We start from the raw sequence: 16,403 nt of genomic DNA on the forward strand, positions 1-16,403 counted from the left end.
TCTCCCTGCTGAATGCTTCGACGCTACGGAAGTTTCCCTGTTTTGTCTCGGGAATATTTCCTGAAATATGAATTGTCATTGTGACAGGTCATGTGGGCAATTCCTTCCAAACGTTGATTTAACGCCGTTTCTGCAAGCATTTTGAACCTTTGTGACAATTTGGTTTCAATACACTGTGTAGTGTGACCCGTAACCCTTTTGTAAAGAAGTGCAGCCATGAAGTATGTTCAAGAAAAACAAAACCCGGTTTTGGAGTCACGGTTGATGCCACGCGTGGCGTTGTCCGCCTCCATGGGTTTTGCGGCCTATTGGACCTACCTGTACTTCAGCCAGACCAGGCACATATTCAGCCCCGCTTTGAAGCACCACGAAGTACTGACCCACCATGCGCACGAATTCACCGAATTGCGTTTGCAGGTGGCACCGGGCATTGAACTGGAAGGTTGGGTTCGCATGCCTACGGGCATGGGCGGCGCAGGCAGCAAAGCACCCTGTGCCATTTATTTTGGTGGCCGCAGCGAAGACGTGCGCTGGTTGCTGAACGAAGCACAAGGTTTTAAAAACCTGCCCTTGGTGTTCTTCAATTACCGGGGCTACGGCAACTCCAAGGGCAAGCCCATGGAAAAGCATTTGGTGGCCGATGCACGCGCCATTTACAAATGGGTGGCTGAACAACCTTGGTGCGACCGCAATCAAATTTCGGTCATTGGGCGTAGCCTGGGTACAGGCGTGGCCATGCAGTTGGCAGCCAGCACACCCGTGCACAAACTGGTGTTGTTTACGCCTTACGACAGTTTGATCAGCATTGCCAAAAAGAGAGTACCCCTGGCACCTGTCTCGCTGTTGTTGCGCAGCAAGTTCAAATCGCATGAATGCGCTGTGAATGTGCGCAATCCGACCTTTGTGTTGCTGGCTGAAAATGATCAAGTGGTGCCGCACGATTCTTCGTTGCGGTTAATGCAGCACTTTGCAGTGAAACCCTTGGTGGCTACAGTGAAAGGAACTGACCATGTCAGCCTGCCGCACGACACCGATGCGCAAGGTTTGGTCAGTCATTTTTTGACGACGTAATTCACCCACTCCCGGTATTCGCTCGGCGTTTTGCCGGTCAGTTTTTTAAATGCACGCGTGAAGTTGGCGCGGTCTTGGTAACCCACACGCTGGGCTATTTCATCCACGTTCAGCTTCGTGGTTTCAAGCAACAGGCAGGCATCACGTTGAATGACCTCGCCCAGTAAATCGCTGAAGTTTCGCCCTTCGTTTTGTAATTTACGCTTCAAGGTGCGTACCGACATGTGCAGGGTCTCGGCCATGTCTTCAAGTTGCGGGTAGCGGCCATCGCGGCACATCAACAGGTTTTTCACGCGCCCGCTTAAATTGTCGCCCAGGCCCAGGGCAATCAATTCCTGCTCGCATTGTTGAATCACCATTTGCGCGGTGGTGGCATTGGCGGTGGGCAAAGGCAGATCAAGCCATTTGGCGGGAATTCGAATTTGATTGCCTGCCGCATTGAAACGGCACTTGGGCAGGCTGCTGGCGTAACTCGCGTAATAGGGCGGTTCAGGCCAGTCAAACCACAGCTCGATACCACTTGCCTCGCTTTTGCTGCCCATGGGGTTGAACAGGCTTTCGAACAGGCGCCACACTTCAATTACAAAGTTTTCGATGGCGAATTTGCGCACGGGCTCAAGCGGCATGGCCTCGCGAACATGGCACACCAAAGTGCGTTCGTCTTCGCTGGTGTCAATGGTGTAGAAGGGCACTTTGGTGGGTAAAAACCGAATGCCCAACTCGATCGCTTCACGCAGGGTGGCGCAACTCATCAAACCAAAGCCGATCATGCCGGCTTTGGTCAGGCTGCTTTGCAAACCCATCTCGATGGCAATGTGTTCGCTTTGAAACAGCGCCAGCAAATTCATCACAATAATGCCGTGCTGTGCCGCGGCAATGCGGCTGTTGGGCACCTGTAACTGGGCAAGGGTCAGCCCGCTGTGTTCCAGAATTTGTTCAGCCGCGAAACCACGCTGCACCGCATAGTTCACGAAAAACAGCGGATAGGCTTGCGCCACCGTGGTTTGTTCCAGCAGCCTAAGCTGCGGAAGGTCTTTCAGTTCCATGCCCAGTAAACCAGGGTGGCCGCTGCCACCAGCAGTTGTACGCTGTTAATGATCACGCTAAGCCGGTGCTTGCTGTTGAATTCAGCACCAGCGGCTTTGTCGCCAGCCAGTTCGCGGTCGCGCAACTCATTAATTTGCAGCATCAACACTTGCCGGGTGTACACACTGGCCAAACCCACCAAAGCCGAGGGGAACAACACCCAAAAGCCGCCACCCGAAAGCCCTGCAAAAATTGCACTGAGAAAGCCAAACACGATCACGTACAGGTAGTACCACGGGAACACGGCTCGAATGAATGGCCCAGCTTGTTCCATGGGCAGCTTTGTGAATACCAACGGGGCAAACAAGGCCGAGAACGCCAAAATACCGCCGAACAAACCACCCAAGGCCAGGGTTGTGAGCGCTTGAAACCATTCCATGTTGTACTCCTCTGCTGCTAATTCAATTAGTGGTCAGTGCATGGCCTGCGCCACGAGTTTGACTCCAAATGCAGAGCATACTTTGCTCACGGTCTCAAATCGCGGTGAGGCATTTTTTCGAAGCGCTTTGTAAAGCGCTTCGCGAGTAATTCCCGTGCACTTTGCAACATCACTCATACCTTTTGCACGAGCGATATCGCCCAAGGCAGCGGCTAAAAGGGCGGGGTCATTGCTCTCAAGAATATCCGTCAAGTACGCGGCGATGGTCTCTGGGCTATCTAGGTGCTCAGCGATTGAGAAGTCGTCAAGCTCATCGAGTGTCAGTTTGATTTTTGTCATTTGAGAAACTCCTTATTCAATCGAAGTCGCCCAAGAATCGCGCCTTTCACAATTTTGTCTTCGAGTGATTCTAGCCAGTCTGTGAACGTGGGAAGACTTTTTAGTTTAAACATCAGTTGAGTTATTGTAATCGATCGATTACATGCATGGAAGAGTCAAAAAGACCATTTTTGTAACTTTAAAAAGCAAACAGTTCATGAGCTTGGCCCAAATTGACTCCAAAGTCGTCACTTTTCACACTCACGCCTGTTGCACCCAAGCCCCTACACTGCAACTCATCGAAAACCACTACAACACGAGACAGCACACATGGCCAGCTCAAAAAAAGAAGTACAAAATATTCTTGAAGTTGCAATCGTCGGCGCAGGCGTTTCAGGCTTGGGCATGGGTATTCAACTGCTGAAAGCAGGTGAAACCAATTTCAAGATTTTCGACAAAGGCCACGATGTGGGCGGCACCTGGCGCGACAACACGTATCCCGGTTGCGGTTGCGACGTAAAAAGCAGCCTTTACAGCTATTCCTTCGAGCCCTGGGCCGAGTGGAGCAACAGCTACGCCAAACAAGGCGAAATTTACAAATACCTGCGCCACTGCGCCACCAAGTACGGCGTGTACCCTCACATTCAATTCAACACCAGCATCAGCGGTTCTGTGTTTGATGAAGAGGCTGGACTTTGGAATATCACCACAGCCGACGGCAAAACCATTCAGGCTCGCAATGTAGTCACCGCGGTTGGCCCGTTCAGTGCACCCAAGGTTGCGGAATTCAAAGGCGCTGAAAAGTTCAAAGGTAAAACCGTGCACACCGCTGCATGGGACCATTCTGTTGAACTGGAAGGCAAACGTGTTGGCCTGATTGGTACTGGCGCCACAGCCGTGCAGGTTGGCCCAGCCATTGCAGACAAGGTGAAAAACCTGGTGGTGTTTCAGCGCACTGCCAACTGGATTATGCCGCGCCCCGACCGCAACATTGAAGAAGCGGAAAAAGCACTGAACCGCAAAACCCCGCTGAACATGAAAATGAATCGCTTGGGTGTTTACTGGTTCAATGAACTGACTGCGCCGTTTTTGATTTTGAAGTACGACATGTTCAAGGCCCAGCCTGAAAAAATGTCCAGCAGCTATTTGGCTCGCAAGGTGAAAGACCCCGAGTTGCGCAAGAAGCTGACCCCCACTTTCAAGTTCGGTTGCAAGCGTGTATTGGTGAGTTCCGATTGGTACCCCACCATGCAAAAAGAGCATGTGCATCTGGAAACCAACGCCATTGATTGCATCACTGAGAAAGGCATTCGCACAGCCGATGGTGTGGAGCATGAGCTCGACGTGATTATTTATGCCACAGGCTACGAAGTACGCCACACTGGTTCGCCCATCGATACCAAAGGCATTGGCGGTGCAAGCCTGCACGAGAAGTGGAAAGACGGCTCAGAAGCCTACCAAGGCATTTCAACTGCTGGTTTTCCAAACCTGTATTTCCTGGTTGGCCCCTTCACCGGCCCCGGTCACACCTCGGTAATCGCTTACGCAGAGGCACAAATCGGCTATGTCATTCAAGCGATTAAACTGCGTCAAAAACGCAAGTTGAAAGCAATTGTCGTGAAGCCCGAGGTTGAAAAGAAGTTTGTGAACACCATGGACTTCCGCAGCGACCACACTGTGTGGAAAAGTGGTTGCGCCAGTTGGTACCTAAGCCCCAATGGTCGCAACAACACGCTGTACCCCGGCTTGAATGCCGAGTACCGCATGCGCGTTGCACGCTTTAACCCGGCTGAATATGTGCTCACAGGCAGCAATGGCAAAACCGTGAAGCCGAAGGTGACCGACCACCTGAGCACGGGTTTGATGGCGCTTAAAGTGGCCTGATGTAAACAGGACTATTCGAACAGAATGGCCTCAAGGCGTGCCAGTACATCGTCGATGATGTACTGCGGCACGCTTTCTTTTTTGGACGCCTTGCGTGTGCGCCAGTCAAGTGACTTCAATTGATGGCAATACACCGCACCTTGGGTATCCGTTCCGCAACCCATCAAAGTGACCACTGTGCCGTAAGACCTGGCCGCAGCGGCTTGCCCCTGCGAAATCGGGCAGATCATGGCCAAGCCAAGTTGATTGAACGTTTTGCTGCTGATTACCAAGCCAAAATGTGGACCTTTCATTTCATGCCCGCTGGCCGGGTCGAATTGCAGGTGAACAATGTCACCGCGGTTCGGGGTGTAGGTCATTTGTTTTGTTCCTCGCCCACATCGGGCAAGGTATCCCAGCCTTCAGCTTGTGGAAGTTCCGCTGGCATTTCAGCCAGCAAGTCAGCCAGCCGGTATTTGGGTTTTTGAGTCGCTTCAATAACCAGTTTTTTCCCACTAAGCACCAATTCCACTTGAGACCCTTCCGAGAGTTTGTTCTGTTCAATAAAGGTTTTGGGAATCGTCATCACCAGCGATCCGCCTGCTTTACGTAAAGTTTGTCGCATGGAAGTTCCTGCTCATGAAAGTTATATAAAAGTAGAACATAAAGTCCTACTTTAGTAAAACATCTTGAAAATCTATGCAGAATGGATAAAGGTATTGAAATTGAAATGTAACAGGCAGACACTGGTCGTTCCCCCAAAGAAGGAGAACGCCCATGTCGACCCAAGGCACCAAAGCATCTGACTTATTCGTTCGGGCCCTGGAGGCCGAAGGTGTCAAGCACATTTTCGCAGTACCCGGCGAAGAAAATCTCGACATGGTTGAAAGCCTGCGAAACAGCAGCATCAAGCTGGTGCTAACCCGCCATGAGCAGGGTGCAGGTTTTATGGCCGCCACTTATGGCCGGTTAACTGGCCGTGCCGGTGTGTGCATGGCCACACTGGGGCCGGGCGCCACCAACTTCACCACCCCGGCAGCGTATGCACACTTGGGTGCGTTTCCGCTCATCATGATCACCGGGCAAAAGCCCATCAAAAAGTCCAAGCAGGGCCAGTTTCAAATCATTGATGTGGTCAATCTGTTCGATCCGATCTGCAAAATGAGCAAGCAGATAGTTCATGGCAACACCATTCCCGCTTTGGTTCGCGAGGCATTCCGCATTGCCGAAGAAGAACGCCCCGGTGCTGTATTGCTTGAATTGCCTGAAGACATTGCCGCTGAGCCCACCAGCGCACCGATTATTCCCCGCAGCGAAAGGCACTATGCCGTGGCCGACGACGTGGTGCTCAACGAAGCGGTGTCCATGATCCGTTCCGCCCGCATGCCCTTGGTGTTGCTGGGCGCGGGTGCAAACCGCAAGCAGGCACGCCTGGCCTTGCAGGAATTTATTGAAACCACGGGAATTCCTTTTTTCAGCACGCAAATGGGCAAGGGCGTAGTCGACGAAGGCTCACCCCATTTCTTGGGCACTGCTGCACTTTCTGATGGTGATTATTTGCATTGCGCCATTGAGCGGGCCGACCTCATCATCAATGTGGGCCACGATGTCGTCGAGAAGCCACCGTTCTTCATGGCCGTTGGCGGAAAAAAAGTAATCCATGTGAATTACCGTTCAGCCAAAGTCGATCAGGTGTATTTTCCGCAGTGCGAAGTGGTGGGCGATGTGGCCCGCTCGGTGCAAAAACTGACCCAGAAAATTGGCGGCAAAGTGGTGTGCGATTTGGCTTACTTCAACCGCATTCGCGAAGAAGTTGAACTGCACATCAAAGAAGGCGCCGACGACGACCGCTTTCCGGTTATTCCCCAAAGGCTGGTGGCTGAAACCCGCCGTGCCATGGGCGCCAAAGACATCATTGCGCTGGACAACGGCATTTACAAACTGTGGTACGCCCGAAATTACAAAGCTTACGAGCCCAACACCGTGCTGCTGGACAACGCGCTGGCCACCATGGGTGCAGGCCTGCCGTCTGCCATGATGGCAGCCATACTGTATCCCGACAGGCGGGTGATGGCCATTTGTGGCGACGGCGGGTTCATGATGAATTCTCAAGAAATTGAAACTGCCGTACGCCTGAAGATGAATCTGGTCGTTACCATTTTGAACGACAGTTCTTACGGCATGATCCGCTGGAAGCAAGAGCACGCTGGCTTTGCCGATTGGGGGCTTGAATTCGGCAATCCCGACTTTGTGAAGTATGCCGAGGCCTATGGCGCAACAGGCCACCGTGTGGGCAGCGCAGCCGACCTGGTGCCCACCTTTGATCGGGCATTTCAGGCGGGCGGTGTGCACATTGTGGACGTTCCCGTGGACTACTCTGAAAACAAACGCGTGCTGATCGATGAATTGGCCGCAAAGGTGTGTTTGATATGAGCAACTCAGTGAACAACGCCACTTTGGAAGTGGTCAATCCCTTTGATTTGAAGCCGATTGGCGAAGTGAAACTGGTCGATTGGCAAACCATTGATGGTTGGTTAAACACCGCCCACCAGCTGCACAAAACCCGCTCGGGCTGGTTGCCCGCCCACAAGCGCATCGCCATTCTGAAAAAAACAGCGCAGCTTATGCAAGGCCGGTTCGATGAACTGGCTTTTCAAATCGCCAACGAGGGCGGCAAGCCCCTGATGGACGCCAAGGTGGAAGTAACCCGCGCCATTGATGGTGTCGAACTGTGCATCAAAGAGCTGGGCCACCTCACGGGCAGTGAAATTCCCATGGACCTGACCGCCGCTGGTTCTGGCCGCATGGCCTTCACCACCCGTGAACCCATTGGCCCTGTGGTGGCGGTATCGGCATTTAACCACCCCCTGAATTTGATTGTTCACCAAGTAGGCCCCGCAATTGCCACAGGCTGCCCTGTGCTGGTGAAGCCAGCCAGTGCCACCCCCTTAAGTTGCCAGGCCTTTGTGAGCATGCTGTATGAAGCGGGCCTGCCCGAGGAATGGTGCCGCTTTGCGCCCTGCAAAAGCGATGTTGCTGAACAAATGGTGACCGATCACCGCGTGGCGTTTTTCAGTTTCATCGGTTCTGGTGCTGTGGGGTGGCGGCTAAAAAGCAAATTGGCCCCTGGCACGCGCTGTGCGCTTGAGCACGGCGGTGTTGCTCCAGTCATTGTTGATGATTGCGCCGATCTCGACGCCATGATCCCCGCGCTGGTCAAGGGCGGCTTTTATCATTCGGGGCAGGTGTGCGTCAGTGTGCAGCGCGTTTATGCGCCAGAAGACATGGCCACAGCCTTGGCGCAAGCCATTGCTGACAAGGCTTCCCGGCTAAAAGTAGGCAATGCAATTTTGGCCGACACCGAATGCGGCCCCTTGGTCAACCCGAATGAAGTCAAGCGCGTTGAGCACTGGGTAAATGAAGCTGTAACAGGTGGTGCACAGGTGTTGTGTGGTGGCCAAAGGCTGGGTGACACAACTTATGCACCCACCGTGCTTTTAAACCCGCCCCGCGATGCCAAAGTCAGTACCCAAGAAGTGTTTGGCCCCGTGGTGTGTGTTTACGGCACCGAATCGCTGGCCGATGCAATTGAACAAGCCAACAGCTTGCCAGTTGCGTTTCAGGCGGCGGTGTTTACCCAGAAGTTAAAAGTGGCCATGCGCTGCGTGCGTGAAGTTGATGCCACCGCAGTCATGGTCAACGATCACACGGCGTTTCGCGTTGATTGGATGCCTTTTGCTGGGCGGCGGCAGTCGGGTTACGGGGTTGGCGGAATTGGCCCCACCATGCACGACATGACGCAAGAAAAAATGGCGGTCATCAAGTTGTAATTACAAAGTAAATTCAAAACACTATGGCACTGAAAAAAATAAATCTGAGTGACGTCACCGTGCTGATCCGCACGCGCAGGCGTGAACTGGGGCTGACCCAGAAGCAGCTGGGTGAAAGGCTTGGCATTGATCAGCGCACGGTGTCGTCTCTGGAAAAAAATCCGGGGTCGATCAGCGTGAACCGCCTGTTCGCCGTGCTCGATGCCTTGCAGGTCAGCATGTATTCCTCCACCGATCCCCGCGATGAAAGCAGCCTGGCCCGGCTTACCGTCGACCAGTTGTTTAGAAACGCAAAAATCGTCTGAACCGCATATTCTGAAAGCCGGGTGCTCACCCCATCACCCGGCTACCATCACCCAAACTGATTCAATTCGCTGAAATCCAGGCAGGCAAGTAACTTCGCACGGTTATTCGCCCGCGCTGCTTTCATGAATTTCGTTCAAATTCCCGTTTTTGGTCAATCGGTCAAGCCTGGTTTGGGGCTGCGGTTTCGCGGCAACTATTGGGCTTTTTTTGACAAACGCACCGAGTTGTCGCCTTGGTTGGCCTTGCACCGCGAGTCCATTAACGACACCGAACTCGATGAGCTCATGCTGCACGGCTTTCCGCGCACGCGCACTGGCGACACCGTGGATTGCAAAGTGCTCAGTCATTTCGGATTGGTGCAGGGCGATTTGTATGCAGACGGCTTTTTCGTTGGCCGCAGCGAAAGGCAACGCACCGCCGCATTCACTGGCGATTTGCTGGTGGTCAAATTTCCACTTTCAGCAGATCCGCAAAAAGACCTGCTTAACTCCAACAGCATTTACTGGGCCAACGAAGCCAAATTGCAAGCCCACCCTGTGGGTAGTGCCGAGCACGAGCGCGGCAAAGCGCTGGTTGAAATGGCCAGTATTTTGCTGGCCCGCTGGCGCGAACACGATTCACAAAACCTTGAATTCAAGGTCAAGAGCAGAATTGCCGAATTGTGGAATGAAGGCAAAGCGCTTGGCCAAGGCGCAGGCGCGGCAGCCATGGGGTTTATTCAAGGCCTTTGGGACTTGGTCAAAATAAGTATTGAGTTCACGGCCAATGCAGTAAAAGCCACCTGCGCGGGGTTCGAGACGCTGATCAATTCCAACTTTGCGCAAATTCAGCAAATGTTGATTGGCGCTGGCATGGCCGCTTACGGCACAGCACAAGAAATGATCGCCACCTTGAAAGAGGGCATGCGGCTGTTCAACCTGATCGGCTCAGACCACCTGCTGCGTGCGGGTTTGTTCGAATTTCTCGATGGCTATTCCGAAAGCGTGCCCCACCTTCGGCGCTTGAGCAATGCGGCCACCGTGGTGGTGGTCATTGGCATTGAAGTGTTGCTGGCCTTGGCCACATTGGGTGGAAGCATTGCTGTGGGGGTTGCGCGGGCCGGTGCCAATGTTACCCGCGCAGCAAGCCACGTTGGCCCCTTCACCATGGCGGCAATTCGGCATTTGGCCAATTACGCCAAGGCGGTAGAAAAAGCAAAGGCCCACAAGTTGCGCGCCACTGCGGGCTCGCCTTCTGCACCCGCGCCCGCCAAACGGGGTGCCGCACCCGCAGGTGAAAAAAATACTGACACCAACAAAACACCCACCCAAACTTCGCAAGGGGCAAGCACACCCAAAGTAGCCGACACCACAACAGCGGGCGAACCCATCAGCATGATCAACGGCGAGGAGTTGTTGCAGCTGCAGGATTGTTCGCTACCAGGGTTGGTGGGTTTGAACTGGCAACGTACTTACCGCAGCAGCATGGCTGAACAGGGCTTTAATGCAGGGTTGGGCGCGGGTTGGGCGCACCCGCTTGCGCAACGCATTGAAACCGAACCGGCTGGCCTGAACTACATCGACGACGAAGGCCGCACGGTTTACTTCAAACCCTTAAAGGTAGGCCAGCGCTGCACCAACACCAGTGAATTTTTAACGCTGGTGCGCACGGGCGAACATTCATTCCAGCTGCAAGCCAGCAACAGTTTGGGCCTGCGAAGGTATTTTGAACACGGCGCATTGGTAAGTGTCGCCGATGCCTTTGGCAATTTCCTGCACATCGACTACACCGATGGAAAAGCCACACGAATTCAAAGCAGCCAAAGCACCTGGGTGCTGGGCTACAACACCCAAGGTTTAATTGAGCACATTGCGCAACTGGCGCAAGGCGGTAACAACCAGCTAACGCTGGTGCAATACCGTTACAACCTGCAAGGCCAACTGGTGGGTGCGTTGGATGCCGCTGGTTTTGAGGAACGCTACACCTACAACAGCGGCAATGTGCTCACGCAGCGCACCTTGAAAAGTGGCTACAACATTTATTTTGAATGGGAAAAAACAGAGTCAATTTCCCGCTGCGTGCGCCAGTGGGGCGACCCTGTTCTAGGTCAGCCCACTTACCGCTACCAGTTTGAATGGGGTACTTACAACACAGCCATCGACAGCCGCGGTGGGCGCACCGCCTATCAGTTCAATGCACAGGGTTTGCCGGTGTTCGAGAAGAACCCTGAAGGCGCAATTACCCGCACACGCTACAACAACAACGGGCAAGTGTTGGAACGCGTAGATGCACTAGGTCACCGGGAGCAGTTTCAGTACAACAGCCAGGGTTACTTGGTGGCTTACACCAACAAGCTGGGGCTGGTGCACCGGTTTGAGCTCAACCCGCAAGGGCAGGTGCTAAAACACACCGATGCCGCAGACCATGTGCGCTTGAACACCTACACCCCCGAGGGTTTGCCAAGCAGCCACACCAACGCAACCGGTGCCACCACCCGTTACCGGTACAACGCCCTGGGCTTGCTGTGCGAAGTGATCAACCCCTTGGGCCACAGCACCCGGCTGTTGTACAACGCCCAAGGGCAGTTGCAGGCGCAAACCGATGCCTTGGGCAGCAGCACCACTTACCAGTTCGATGCATGGGGCAGGTTGGCCAGCGTTTGCAACCCCCTGGGGCGCACAGCCGATTACGCCTACGATTTAACGGGCCGCTGCACCCGGGCCAGCAACCATGAAGGGTTGACCACGCAGTACAGCTACACCCCACTGGGGCAACTGCAATGCATCACCGACCCCACAGGCCGAAGCACGGTGTATGAATACGCAGACCGCTTAAGCCAACCCACCGCACGCACTGATGCACAAGGTTTTACCTTGCGTTACCGCTACGACAGCGAACGCAATTTGGTCGAACTTCAAAATGAAAATGGACAAAGCTGCCATTTTGAATACGACCTGGCCGAGCGCCTTGTGAAAGAAAGCGGCTTCGACGGCCGCGTACAAACCTACCAGTACAACGCAGTGGGTTATCTGCTCGAAAGGCAGGAATGGGGCGTATCGAGCAATCAACCGCTGGCCTGTACGCGTTACACGCGCGATGCATTGGGGCGTTTAACCAAGGCAGCACACAGCGATGGCGAAGAAGCTTCCTTTGCCTACAACCTTCAGGGCCAGCTGATACAGGCCAACAACGCACAGCGCAATCTTCAATGGGAAGTCGATGCCGAAGGCCGCGTGCTGGCCGAGCTGCAAGACCAACATCGCATTGAACACCAATACAACCCGGCTGGCTGGTTAAAGCAAAGCAGTTGGAGTGCCATGGCAGGCGGCGCAATTGCCGCGGGCAATTTGGCCTACCAATACAATGCGCTCGGCCTGCTTGGCGAAATCAATTTCAATGGCGAATTGTTGGCGCAGTTTGAGCGCGACACCCTGGGTCGCGAAGTGGTGCGCAAGCGAAGCAATCAGGTGCACACCCAAAGCCTGTACGACCCACAGGGCAGGTTGGTGGGGCAGGTTAACCGGCGTGAAAAAGCGGGCGACCTTTCACCCACCGTTTCCCGCAGGCGCTACTGCTACAACCAGCGCAACCAACTGGTGCGCATTGACGACCAAGGCCACGGCACCAACCTGTACCACTACGACTTGCTGGATCGCTTGCGCGTGGTGGAAGGCCCCAACCCCGAAGCGTTTTTGTTCGACCCCGCCAGCAACCTGCTGGAAGCACTCGACGGGCAAGAAGCCATCGATGCGCAGGCCAACAAGGCTTTGCCTGAACCCACAAGCCCCAACGCCCGCAGGTCACAACAAACACCGGGCAATCGCTTAAAGCGCCAAGGCAACAGGCTGTTTAGTTACGATGCACGTGGCAACCGCATTGAAGAAATTATTGAGCGTGGCGCACGCCAGGGGCAGGTAACACGCTACACCTACAACGCCCAAAACCAGCTTGTTGAAGTGAATGTGGCGGGTGCTGTAACCCGCTATGCCTACGACGCACTGGGCAGGCGTATTTCAAAAACCAGCGAGGGTAGCAGTACCACCTTTTTCTGGAACGGCGATGTGCTGTTGGGTGAGGTGGGCAGCAACGGTTCCCGCACTTATTTGTTTGAACCGTTCAGCTTCAAACCGCTTGCACTGGTTCAAAACGGTGACGTGTTTCACTACCACACCGACCACATTGGCACCCCGCGAGAAATCACAAACAGCAAGGCGGAGCTGGTGTGGTCTGCCCGGTTTAAAACTTACGGCGCACTGGCCCTTGCAGCCGTGACCGAAGTAGACAACCCCTTGCGGTTTCAGGGGCAGTATTGCGACGAAGAAACAGGGCTACACTACAACAGGTACAGGTACTACGACCCCGAGTGCGGACAGTTCACCACGCAAGACCCGATTGGTTTGCTGGGTGGGATGAACGCCTACCAGTACGCGCCGAACCCAATGACATGGGTGGATCCGTGGGGGTTGCGTTGTAAAGATGCGAAACTCGGACGTGTTCCAAATCAGGTTACGACCAGTAGCGGTGTGATTTTTTATCCGAATCCGAATCGAACTACTACGATTTTGGGTAGCTACCAAAAAGATATGAACGACATAATTAACAACCAGTTGGAATACCCGAAAACTACAGACTTTGCCGAGAAAAAAGGTGCTTTTAACGTATTAAATGTTCCTGACGATATGTATAAAAATCCGGAACAGTTTTGGAATGAAGTGAATCGACCATTCTTGGATGAGGCGATTAGTAGGGGTGACGATATTGCTTTGGCAACTAGACCCACTGCAGATGTTTTATTCAAAGCGGATAACTCATTGACTGGGTATGGTCGTGAGATAAAGCATCTTTCTGAGGCGGGTTATGAGGTTGACCCAAGAACTGGGTATATGACAAAAAATTAACGGAGCTCGCATGAAAAAATCACTGATTGCTTTGATTGATTCGTATGACGATTCGATAATTTCGCTTGGATTAAAAAGAATTCCAGTAAGTTTGAGTGGTGAGATCAAGTTCGAGGGAGGGGGTTGGGTCTTGGTCTTTATGACGGATCGATACTACTCTGATGGTTTGGTCATAAACCTTATTGATGTTGGTGCGAAAGAATACTCGTTATCTATTTTGAAAGAAGCAGTCAAAGAGTTTGAATCCGATTCGGTCGCTATTCTCAGAGAGCAAAGCACAGATTACCCAATGTTTGCTGAAATCCGAGACGACAACTTGGAGGGTGTCGAAGCAACGTTAATAGACCTAATTAAGTTCTTAGTAGAGAAATTTACGTTAATCAAAAAAAATCAAAGAAAAATCGATTCAATCTATGACACGCTCGCTAACAAAAAATTACGTGAAATTGGGCTTCGATTTGTGGGGGAGTAGTGTCTTTATTTAAGTGAAACGCCCCGAGTTAACTAGACACTTGTAGGTCTCGCAACCCAGCTTTCAGATCGCAATCCCGACACCCTGGAAAACTCACGCAAATTGTTTGTGACCATGATCAGTCCCTGGCTGCGTGCGTGCCCCGCAAGCATCACATCGTACGAGCCTATAGGGGTTCCACATCTCGCGAGTTCGGCTTTTATTTGCGCGGTTTGTATAGCAGCCGCCTTGTCATATTCCAGCACATCAAGGCGCGCCATGAAACCTTCGATAACGTTCAGGTTTCGTTCCACGTTACTCGACTTTTCTGCGCCGAAGACCAGTTCCATCGCAGTAACAGCACTAATGCAGAACTGGCCGTAATGATGCTCGAATGCGCGTTTAACTTCAGCAGGTTGGTTTTTTATTGCGTAAATACAGATGTCGGTGTCGAGCATGTACTTCAACATCAAAATGATTCTCTTTCTTGTGGTTCAGGCTGATCTCGATCCGACATGAAGTCATTGGTCACCCCCAGACCGTTGAACCAACTGTCCCAAGACTCGCCCGCTGGTGAAATAATGCGGGTTCTGCCTACTGCAATTACGTCGACAACTTTCACATCTGCTGGCAAAGCCACGGCTTTGGGTAAGCGCACTGCTTGAGTGCGACTGCTCATGAATACGGTTGATTTTTCCATAATACCCTCATGGGATATGCAAAGTGAATATCCCATTTTATTGCTTGCTAATCCCATCGTCAACTCCCCCATTCACCCACCCGTTATTACCTCAATCGCAAACCTTCCGAGGTAGTACCCATGAAGTTCTTTAAAATCCTAAGCGCAGCACTAAGCACATTCGCATTCACCAGCGCCGCATTCGCCTGGGGTGGTGGTGATTACGGCTATTGGGAGCGCAGCAAACAAGAATATTGGGATGGCCCTTGCCGCGTCAAAATTGAGTCAAAACCTTACGAGTACAAGAAAGAAGTGAAGTGCGAAGATGGTTTTTCACCCGTGGCCGATGCGCCCTGGAAAGAGGAATATCAAGACGGTGAATGCAGGGTTAAACGCGAGGCGAAGTACGACGAGTTCAAAGAAGAAATCAAGTGCCGTTGATTTTTTTCAATATATTGCGAAGTGACAGCACAGCGGTCACTACAACTGCGGGTGCGGTGTCATTCATGTTCATGGCGCGCATGCACTTTTCCAGCCAGTCTGGCTTGTCCAGTAGTTTACCAATTGCCTTTTCAAGGTCTTGTCGAATGCTCGCGCCGTAGGCAGTTTCAGCCTTGGTGCATGCTTTTGCAAATGCGTCGTGCGCTGGCTTCATCATGGCCAAGTCAATCAGATCACGATTGAATACGCCTTCATCTGCCCAACGGTCTGAGTTCGCCAGCAATTTGCTTGCGACCAAGTCAACACTGCTTAAGGCTGTAACGCCACACACCGTGTCATCGTCGCTTGGCGTATCAAACTCAATTCGACCTTCCAGCACAATTTCAAATTTAATCATGTGCTGCCCCAAGCCAATGGCAGTTCGAATACCGTATTGATCTGCACGCACTTCACGCAACTGGGACACCAGGGTGGTGTTGTCTTTAAAGAGTACCAACACATTCAGTGGGCTTTCAATAACTCTGCATTCATCAAGCGAAGCACTTGCTCAATGGCTTGGTGGTGTGTGCGTTTAAACATTCAAATTTTGTCCTTTGAGCCAGGTTCAAACGTCGCACGCAGTTGATCAATCAACTTTCTTTCTTTCGCAGAAACTGCGGCTTCATCAATATGCCGCCAGTTGCGTACATAAATGTCCCAAGCCTGTTGCGGTGTAAGCCAATCCGTGCCCTGCACATGCCAGGCCAGCAGTTTCAGTTGTGGATATTTTTTTAAATCGATGTTGCCGGAAACCGCATCGGCCGCAGTGGTGCCCTTTGCAACAATTCCGCACGTCAAGCCCAATGCAGCAACCACGGCCCAATAGGCCCCGGCAGCCACAGAGGCTTCGCCCAGTTCAATTCGGTGCAGGGTCGTGCGGGAAAGGCCGGCAGCAGTGGCCACCGCATCGGCACTTAGCTTGTTGGCCTTGCGGTGTTGCTTCAATTGTTGCCCCAAGGCAAGCAATTGCTCGCGGGGCGCTGAGGTTTTTAGATCAAATTTGGCTGGCATCGTGTTTCCCATTCTATACAAAAATCAAATTTTGTATAGAACCAGAAACAAA

At 52.7% G+C, this 16,403-nt stretch carries 17 protein-coding genes; 8 read left to right on the plus strand and 9 right to left on the minus strand.

What is annotated here, in order from left to right:
* Window positions 1-216 precede the first annotated feature (216 nt).
* Window positions 217-1,071, plus strand: a complete 855-nt coding sequence (locus FRIGORI9N_RS00920) for an alpha/beta hydrolase (RefSeq protein WP_159568039.1) — start codon at window positions 217-219, stop codon at window positions 1,069-1,071.
* On the opposite strand, the gene FRIGORI9N_RS00925 is transcribed toward FRIGORI9N_RS00920, so the two are convergent.
* Genes FRIGORI9N_RS00925 through FRIGORI9N_RS00935 form a run of 3 tightly spaced genes read right to left on the minus strand, consistent with a single transcriptional unit; the run spans window position 1,053 to window position 2,875 of the window.
* Window positions 1,053-2,117: an AraC family transcriptional regulator gene (locus FRIGORI9N_RS00925; RefSeq protein ID WP_159568040.1), complete on the minus strand. Its 1,065-nt coding sequence runs from the start codon at window positions 2,115-2,117 to the stop codon at window positions 1,053-1,055. The two genes, FRIGORI9N_RS00920 and FRIGORI9N_RS00925, sit on opposite strands and share 19 nt — an antisense overlap.
* The gene (locus FRIGORI9N_RS00930) at window positions 2,108-2,536 is read right to left on the minus strand and encodes a DUF4149 domain-containing protein (protein ID WP_159568041.1); all 429 of its coding nucleotides are present in this window, start codon (window positions 2,534-2,536) and stop codon (window positions 2,108-2,110) included. Before FRIGORI9N_RS00930 ends, FRIGORI9N_RS00925 begins: the two co-directional genes overlap by 10 nt.
* 33 nt (window positions 2,537-2,569) lie before the next feature.
* A complete protein-coding gene (locus tag FRIGORI9N_RS00935) occupies window positions 2,570-2,875 on the minus strand; it encodes an addiction module antidote protein (RefSeq protein ID WP_159568042.1) in 306 nt (101 codons plus the stop codon).
* Between the two features lie 309 nt (window positions 2,876-3,184).
* Between FRIGORI9N_RS00935 and FRIGORI9N_RS00940 the strand changes: the two genes are divergently transcribed.
* Window positions 3,185-4,738 carry an NAD(P)/FAD-dependent oxidoreductase gene (locus FRIGORI9N_RS00940; protein ID WP_159568043.1) on the plus strand — a complete coding sequence of 518 codons (1,554 nt, stop codon included), beginning with the start codon at window positions 3,185-3,187 and terminating at the stop codon, window positions 4,736-4,738.
* Between the two features lie 11 nt (window positions 4,739-4,749).
* Here FRIGORI9N_RS00940 and FRIGORI9N_RS00945 read toward each other — a convergent pair whose 3' ends face one another.
* Both FRIGORI9N_RS00945 and FRIGORI9N_RS00950 read right to left on the minus strand, forming a co-directional pair.
* Entirely contained in the window at window positions 4,750-5,097 is a 348-nt protein-coding gene (locus FRIGORI9N_RS00945) for a type II toxin-antitoxin system PemK/MazF family toxin (protein ID WP_159568044.1), read from the minus strand.
* On the minus strand, window positions 5,094-5,342 hold the full coding sequence (locus tag FRIGORI9N_RS00950) for an AbrB/MazE/SpoVT family DNA-binding domain-containing protein (protein ID WP_159568045.1): 249 nt from the start codon (window positions 5,340-5,342) through the stop codon (window positions 5,094-5,096). Before FRIGORI9N_RS00950 ends, FRIGORI9N_RS00945 begins: the two co-directional genes overlap by 4 nt.
* Before the next feature lie 152 nt (window positions 5,343-5,494).
* On the opposite strand from FRIGORI9N_RS00950, the gene FRIGORI9N_RS00955 reads away from it, so the two are divergent.
* The 5 genes from FRIGORI9N_RS00955 to FRIGORI9N_RS00975 all read left to right on the plus strand — a co-directional run bounded on the left by FRIGORI9N_RS00955 (window position 5,495) and on the right by FRIGORI9N_RS00975 (window position 14,202).
* Entirely contained in the window at window positions 5,495-7,150 is a 1,656-nt protein-coding gene (locus tag FRIGORI9N_RS00955; protein WP_159568046.1) for an acetolactate synthase large subunit, read from the plus strand.
* Window positions 7,147-8,547 (plus strand): aldehyde dehydrogenase family protein, encoded by a 1,401-nt coding sequence (locus FRIGORI9N_RS00960; protein ID WP_159568047.1) that lies wholly within the window; start codon window positions 7,147-7,149, stop codon window positions 8,545-8,547. Before FRIGORI9N_RS00955 ends, FRIGORI9N_RS00960 begins: the two co-directional genes overlap by 4 nt.
* A gap of 23 nt (window positions 8,548-8,570) precedes the next feature.
* The gene (locus tag FRIGORI9N_RS00965; protein WP_159568048.1) at window positions 8,571-8,852 is read left to right on the plus strand and encodes a helix-turn-helix domain-containing protein; all 282 of its coding nucleotides are present in this window, start codon (window positions 8,571-8,573) and stop codon (window positions 8,850-8,852) included.
* Window positions 8,853-8,975: 123 nt separating this feature from the next.
* Window positions 8,976-13,730 (plus strand): RHS repeat-associated core domain-containing protein, encoded by a 4,755-nt coding sequence (locus FRIGORI9N_RS00970; RefSeq protein ID WP_159568049.1) that lies wholly within the window; start codon window positions 8,976-8,978, stop codon window positions 13,728-13,730.
* A gap of 10 nt (window positions 13,731-13,740) precedes the next feature.
* Window positions 13,741-14,202, plus strand: a complete 462-nt coding sequence (locus tag FRIGORI9N_RS00975; protein WP_159568050.1) for a hypothetical protein — start codon at window positions 13,741-13,743, stop codon at window positions 14,200-14,202.
* 32 nt (window positions 14,203-14,234) lie between these two features.
* Here FRIGORI9N_RS00975 and vapC read toward each other — a convergent pair whose 3' ends face one another.
* A complete protein-coding gene (vapC, locus tag FRIGORI9N_RS00980) occupies window positions 14,235-14,651 on the minus strand; it encodes a tRNA(fMet)-specific endonuclease VapC (RefSeq protein WP_159568051.1) in 417 nt (138 codons plus the stop codon).
* Window positions 14,651-14,881, minus strand: a complete 231-nt coding sequence (gene vapB, locus FRIGORI9N_RS00985; protein ID WP_159568052.1) for a type II toxin-antitoxin system VapB family antitoxin — start codon at window positions 14,879-14,881, stop codon at window positions 14,651-14,653. The genes vapC and vapB overlap by 1 nt, the downstream gene beginning before the upstream one ends.
* Before the next feature lie 120 nt (window positions 14,882-15,001).
* On the opposite strand from vapB, the gene FRIGORI9N_RS00990 reads away from it, so the two are divergent.
* Window positions 15,002-15,301, plus strand: coding sequence for a hypothetical protein (locus FRIGORI9N_RS00990; protein ID WP_159568053.1), 300 nt, complete (start codon window positions 15,002-15,004; stop codon window positions 15,299-15,301).
* On the opposite strand, the gene FRIGORI9N_RS00995 is transcribed toward FRIGORI9N_RS00990, so the two are convergent.
* Together FRIGORI9N_RS00995 and FRIGORI9N_RS01000 are read right to left on the minus strand one after the other, a co-directional pair.
* Window positions 15,288-15,800 (minus strand): nucleotidyl transferase AbiEii/AbiGii toxin family protein, encoded by a 513-nt coding sequence (locus FRIGORI9N_RS00995; protein ID WP_159568054.1) that lies wholly within the window; start codon window positions 15,798-15,800, stop codon window positions 15,288-15,290. The genes FRIGORI9N_RS00990 and FRIGORI9N_RS00995 overlap by 14 nt on opposite strands.
* An 80-nt stretch (window positions 15,801-15,880) precedes the next feature.
* Complete coding sequence (locus tag FRIGORI9N_RS01000) at window positions 15,881-16,351, minus strand: helix-turn-helix domain-containing protein (protein ID WP_236550770.1); 471 nt, start codon at window positions 16,349-16,351, stop codon at window positions 15,881-15,883.
* Window positions 16,352-16,403: the final 52 nt, after the last annotated feature.

Origin of the sequence: Limnobacter sp. 130 (assembly GCF_902506325.1) — a bacterium.
In the GTDB taxonomy this organism is placed as follows: domain Bacteria; phylum Pseudomonadota; class Gammaproteobacteria; order Burkholderiales; family Burkholderiaceae_B; genus Limnobacter.

Bases quoted from the DNA above. Each gene is read 5' to 3' on its own strand.
- FRIGORI9N_RS00920 (WP_159568039.1), top strand. From the start codon at position 217: ATGAAGTATGTTCAAGAAAAACAAAACCCGGTTTTGGAGTCACGGTTG.
- FRIGORI9N_RS00925 (WP_159568040.1), bottom strand. From the start codon at position 2,117: ATGGAACTGAAAGACCTTCCGCAGCTTAGGCTGCTGGAACAAACCACG.
- FRIGORI9N_RS00930 (WP_159568041.1), bottom strand. From the start codon at position 2,536: ATGGAATGGTTTCAAGCGCTCACAACCCTGGCCTTGGGTGGTTTGTTC.
- FRIGORI9N_RS00935 (WP_159568042.1), bottom strand. From the start codon at position 2,875: ATGACAAAAATCAAACTGACACTCGATGAGCTTGACGACTTCTCAATC.
- FRIGORI9N_RS00940 (WP_159568043.1), top strand. From the start codon at position 3,185: ATGGCCAGCTCAAAAAAAGAAGTACAAAATATTCTTGAAGTTGCAATC.
- FRIGORI9N_RS00945 (WP_159568044.1), bottom strand. From the start codon at position 5,097: ATGACCTACACCCCGAACCGCGGTGACATTGTTCACCTGCAATTCGAC.
- FRIGORI9N_RS00950 (WP_159568045.1), bottom strand. From the start codon at position 5,342: ATGCGACAAACTTTACGTAAAGCAGGCGGATCGCTGGTGATGACGATT.
- FRIGORI9N_RS00955 (WP_159568046.1), top strand. From the start codon at position 5,495: ATGTCGACCCAAGGCACCAAAGCATCTGACTTATTCGTTCGGGCCCTG.
- FRIGORI9N_RS00960 (WP_159568047.1), top strand. From the start codon at position 7,147: ATGAGCAACTCAGTGAACAACGCCACTTTGGAAGTGGTCAATCCCTTT.
- FRIGORI9N_RS00965 (WP_159568048.1), top strand. From the start codon at position 8,571: ATGGCACTGAAAAAAATAAATCTGAGTGACGTCACCGTGCTGATCCGC.
- FRIGORI9N_RS00970 (WP_159568049.1), top strand. From the start codon at position 8,976: ATGAATTTCGTTCAAATTCCCGTTTTTGGTCAATCGGTCAAGCCTGGT.
- FRIGORI9N_RS00975 (WP_159568050.1), top strand. From the start codon at position 13,741: ATGAAAAAATCACTGATTGCTTTGATTGATTCGTATGACGATTCGATA.
- vapC (WP_159568051.1), bottom strand. From the start codon at position 14,651: ATGTTGAAGTACATGCTCGACACCGACATCTGTATTTACGCAATAAAA.
- vapB (WP_159568052.1), bottom strand. From the start codon at position 14,881: ATGGAAAAATCAACCGTATTCATGAGCAGTCGCACTCAAGCAGTGCGC.
- FRIGORI9N_RS00990 (WP_159568053.1), top strand. From the start codon at position 15,002: ATGAAGTTCTTTAAAATCCTAAGCGCAGCACTAAGCACATTCGCATTC.
- FRIGORI9N_RS01000 (WP_236550770.1), bottom strand. From the start codon at position 16,351: ATGCCAGCCAAATTTGATCTAAAAACCTCAGCGCCCCGCGAGCAATTG.